The following is a 3,999-nucleotide window of genomic DNA, read 5'->3' as shown; positions in this document are numbered from 1 at the left end:
GCCTTGGTTAAGCTCTGCTAGTTCGAGGCCAACACGCGCGCCTATTGCGCGTCGTTCAACTTCCGTGGCGGCGACCAGCAGCAGAAGGTCGGCAACCTCTCCGGCGGCCAGCGCAACCGCGTGCATTTGGCCAAGATGTTGAAGACCGGCGGCAATGTGCTGCTGCTCGACGAACCGACCAACGATCTCGACACCGAAACGCTGGCCGCGCTCGAAGACGCGCTGGAAAATTTCGGTGGCTGCGCGGTCATCATCTCCCACGATCGCATGTTCCTCGACCGCCTGGCGACGCATATCCTCGCCTTCGAGGGCGACAGCCATGTCGAATGGTTCGAGGGCAATTTCGAGGATTACGAGCAGGACAAGATCCGCCGCCTCGGGCCAGATGCCGTCAACCCGCACCGCATGACCTACAAGAGGCTGACGCGGTAAGGGGTTTTCCGGGCGGCGATCTCAACCGGCATGAGGAGCTCAAATGGCTGATTGGTCCGCCGCCCAATATCTGAAATTCGAGGACGAACGCACGCGGCCCGCGCGGGATCTTGTGGCGCAGGTGCCCGTCGACTTTCCGCGCCGGGTCGTCGACATCGGCTGCGGGCCTGGCAACTCGACCGAACTGCTCGTCGGGCGCTGGCCGGATGCTGGGGTGAGCGGCTTCGACACTTCGCCCGACATGATCGAGAAGGCGCGGGCTCGCTTGCCCGAGGTCACCTTTGATCTGGCCGATGCCTCCACATGGCAGCCGGCGGAGCCGGTCGACGTGATCTTCGCCAATGCGGTGTTCCAGTGGCTGCCCGAGCATCCCGCAGTCTTCCAGCGGCTGATGGGTTTCCTCGCGCCAGGCGGCGCGCTTGCCGTCCAGATGCCCGACAATCTGGGCGAGGACTCCCACCGCCTGATGCGCGAGACCGCCGCCGAATTGCCGTTTGCCGAAAAGCTCAAGGGCGCGGCACGCGGGCCGTTGCCGCCGGTGTCGTCCTACTATGACCTCCTGTCGCCGCTCAGTGATCGGCTGGATATCTGGCATACCATCTACAACCACCCGCTTGCCGACGCGCAGGCGATCGTCGAATGGGTGAAGTCGACGGGCCTGAAACCGTTCCTCGATCCGCTGGATTCCGACGAACGGGCGATGTTCCTCGAAAGCTACACGGCCAAGATCGCCAAGGCCTATCCGAAAACGGCTAGCGGTAAGGTGCTTTTGCGCTTTCCACGCATCTTCATCGTTGCCAAGCGGGCCTGATTATCCACGTTGCACGAGGACCAGTCCGGCCTAAACCTTTGGTTTAAGCCGGCGTAAACCGCCGCGGTGAGAAAACTGTTGCGCCGGAGCGTTCCGGCGCCCACATGAAGCCCGCAACGCCTGCGGATGGGACGGACTGGACATGCATCGCGTCATCATCAGCGGCATCGGCGTTGAAATCCCTGAAGCCACAATCACCAATGAAGAGCTGGTGGCCAGCTTCAATGCCTGGGTCGACGCGGAGAATGCGCGCCGCCTGGGCACCGACGAGCCGCCGCTGGCGAAATCGGATAGCGACTTCATCGTCCACGCTTCGGGCGTGCGCACCCGTCATGTCATCGAGCGCGAAGGCATTCTCGACCCGACCCGCATGTCGCCGCGCATTCCGGCTCGGCCCGACGATGCGCTGTCGCTCGAAGCCGAGTTCGGCATCGCCTCGGCAAAGAAGGCTCTCGAGCATGCGGGACTACAGCCGTCGGATATAGACCTGGTGATCTGCTCGGCCTCGCATCACCAGCGGCCCTATCCGGCGATCGCCATCGAAATGCAGGAGGCGCTGGGCACGAAGGGCGCAGGCTTCGACATGGGGCTCGGCTGTTCTTCGGCGGCGGCGGCCTTGCACATCGCCGTCAATTTGGTGCGGTCCGGCGCGCACAAGCGCATTCTGGTGACGACGCCCGAGATCATCACCGGCCATCTCAATTTTCGCGACCGGCAGACGCATTTCATTTTCGGCGACGCTTCGGTGTCGATGGTGCTCGAAGGCCTGGCCAAGGGCGACAAGCGGCCGGGGCGCTTCGAGGTGCTCGACACGCGCATCTGGACGCAGATGTCGAACAACATCCGCACCAATCTGGGCTACCATACCCGCACCGCCCAGGATGATCCTTACATGATCAATCTGGAAGGCAATCTGATCAAGCAGGTCGGCAACAAGGTGTTCAAGGAAGTCACCGTCGCCGGGCAGAAATTCATCGTCGAATTCCTCGCCGAGCACGGGCTGACGCCACAGGCGATCAGGCGCTTCTGGCTGCATCAGGCCAATGCGCGGATGAATGCGATGATCCTGAAGCTGTCGTTCGGCCACGAGGTCGATCACGACCGCGCGCCAATGGTGCTGGAGCGGCTGGGCAACACGGCGGGCGCCGGGGCCATCGTCGCGCTGTCGGAGAACCACGCCGATATGAAGCCGGGCGATTTCGGTCTGATCTGCGCCTTCGGCGCGGGGTACTCGATCGGCGGCGCGCTGCTGAGAATGCTTTGAGGCTGCCGCGTCAGGCTGGTGCGAACGGCACCAGCATCGGAACGCGCGCGGCATAGTCGTCATAGGCGCTGCCCAGTTCGCCGCGCAGGAAATTTTCTTCCAGCCTGGCTTTCGTCACGATGCCGATGATGAGCAGCGCGGTTCCGGCTATGCCCCAGATGGTGCCCTTGGCTGCCATGGTGGCGAGGATCGCCAGCAGCAATCCGGTGTAGATCGGATGCCGGACAAGGCCATACGGGCCGGTGTTGACGACACGGTGCCCGGCCTTGGCGGTGATGGTGCCCGACCACAGCCTGCCAAGATGCAGGCGCGCCCACCAGGCAAAGGCGATGCCGATGGCGATCAGGGCGACACAGATCCAGGCTTCGGGGAGATCAGGCATCCACAGCCTGAGCCGGCCTTCATAGCCGTGCGCCGGAATGAACAGCAGCACCGCGCCGGCTACCCAGAGACCCCGATAGCGGGCCTCCGCCTTGAACCCGGCGCGCTTCTGGGCAGGGTCGGACCACAAAGCGGCGACGGCCCAGCTTCCTGCCCAGATCAACCAAAGCAACGTGATTGCCGTCACAGGTCGCATGATCAGCCTCCGCAAACCGTCTGGACGTCACTATGAAACCGGCACCGCGCGCCGGCAATGTGGTGCGAGATCGATGACAGGTAAGAAAAGCGTGATCGCGATCCTATCGGTGCTGTTGATCGGACGATCAGCACTTTCGACTGGACGCCGCGAAGCGCGCCCGGCTAACTCGCTGGATGACGAATGGAAAGAACGCCATGCCGGATCTCTTCCCCGAGGCTGAAAAGCCGGTTGAAATCATCGCCGCGCGAAAGCTTGCCGCCAGGGCGGCAGCGCTTTACGTGGCGCCGGCGGATCATTTTCAGACGCGCCCGGTGGACGAATTGCGGCTGGGTTTCGACGGCATATCAGGCGATTTCCATGCTGGACCGACGCGGCGCTCGGGCGGGCGCGAGCCCTGGTATCCGCGCGGCACTGAAATGCGCAACGAACGGCAGCTGTCGATCGTGGCAGCGGATGAACTCGCCATCGTCGCCGAGCGCATGGGCCTGGCCGAGATCAAGCCGGAATGGATCGGCGCCAATCTGGTGATGGAAGGGGTGCCGAACCTCTCCATGCTGCCGGCCGGCACGCTGCTGTTCTTCAAGGGCGGCGTCACCATCAAGGTCGACGCACAGAACGGCCCGTGCCGCATCGCCGGCCGGTCGATCGCCGAAAACGCCGGAATGGCCGACGTCGAAGCCGGCGCGCTGCTGTTCCCGAAAGCGGCGAAGCGGCTGCGCGGCATTGTCGCCTGGGTAGAGAAGCCAGGCACGGTTAGGGCAGGCGAAGAGATATCGCTGCGCGTGCCGGAGCAGTGGATTTATCAAGCCTGAGGGCCGGCTACGCCGCCCATGGAGCGGCGCAGCAAAAGCGCTGGACTTCAGCCCTTGCGGTTCTTCTTCACGCCTTGCGCCATGATGGAAACGTCGTCTT

Annotated in this window: 4 protein-coding genes and 1 pseudogene; 4 read left to right on the top strand and 1 reads right to left on the bottom strand. The window is 63.5% G+C overall.

Annotated elements, in window-relative coordinates; genetic code table 11:
- From EN925_RS26250 to EN925_RS26240, 3 genes and pseudogenes are all read left to right on the top strand, one after another.
- A pseudogene (locus EN925_RS26250) lies at positions 1-432 on the top strand (ATP-binding cassette domain-containing protein); the annotation flags it as partial.
- Between the two features lie 43 nt (positions 433-475).
- Positions 476-1,243: a trans-aconitate 2-methyltransferase gene (gene tam, locus EN925_RS26245; protein WP_127369966.1), complete on the top strand. Its 768-nt coding sequence runs from the start codon at positions 476-478 to the stop codon at positions 1,241-1,243.
- 142 nt (positions 1,244-1,385) lie between these two features.
- Entirely contained in the window at positions 1,386-2,507 is a 1,122-nt protein-coding gene (locus EN925_RS26240; protein ID WP_127385618.1) for a beta-ketoacyl-ACP synthase III, read from the top strand.
- Positions 2,508-2,517: 10 nt separating this feature from the next.
- On the opposite strand, the gene EN925_RS26235 is transcribed toward EN925_RS26240, so the two are convergent.
- A complete protein-coding gene (locus EN925_RS26235) occupies positions 2,518-3,084 on the bottom strand; it encodes an isoprenylcysteine carboxylmethyltransferase family protein (protein ID WP_127369584.1) in 567 nt (188 codons plus the stop codon).
- Positions 3,085-3,281: 197 nt separating this feature from the next.
- On the opposite strand from EN925_RS26235, the gene EN925_RS26230 reads away from it, so the two are divergent.
- A complete protein-coding gene (locus tag EN925_RS26230) occupies positions 3,282-3,899 on the top strand; it encodes an MOSC domain-containing protein (protein ID WP_127369585.1) in 618 nt (205 codons plus the stop codon).
- Positions 3,900-3,999: the final 100 nt, after the last annotated feature.

Source organism: Mesorhizobium sp. M7A.F.Ca.US.006.04.2.1, assembly GCF_004022915.1.
GTDB lineage: Bacteria > Pseudomonadota > Alphaproteobacteria > Rhizobiales > Rhizobiaceae > Mesorhizobium > Mesorhizobium ciceri.
The sequence above is the reverse complement of the archived record's forward strand: the minus strand, read 5'-3'. Positions and strand labels throughout refer to the sequence as shown.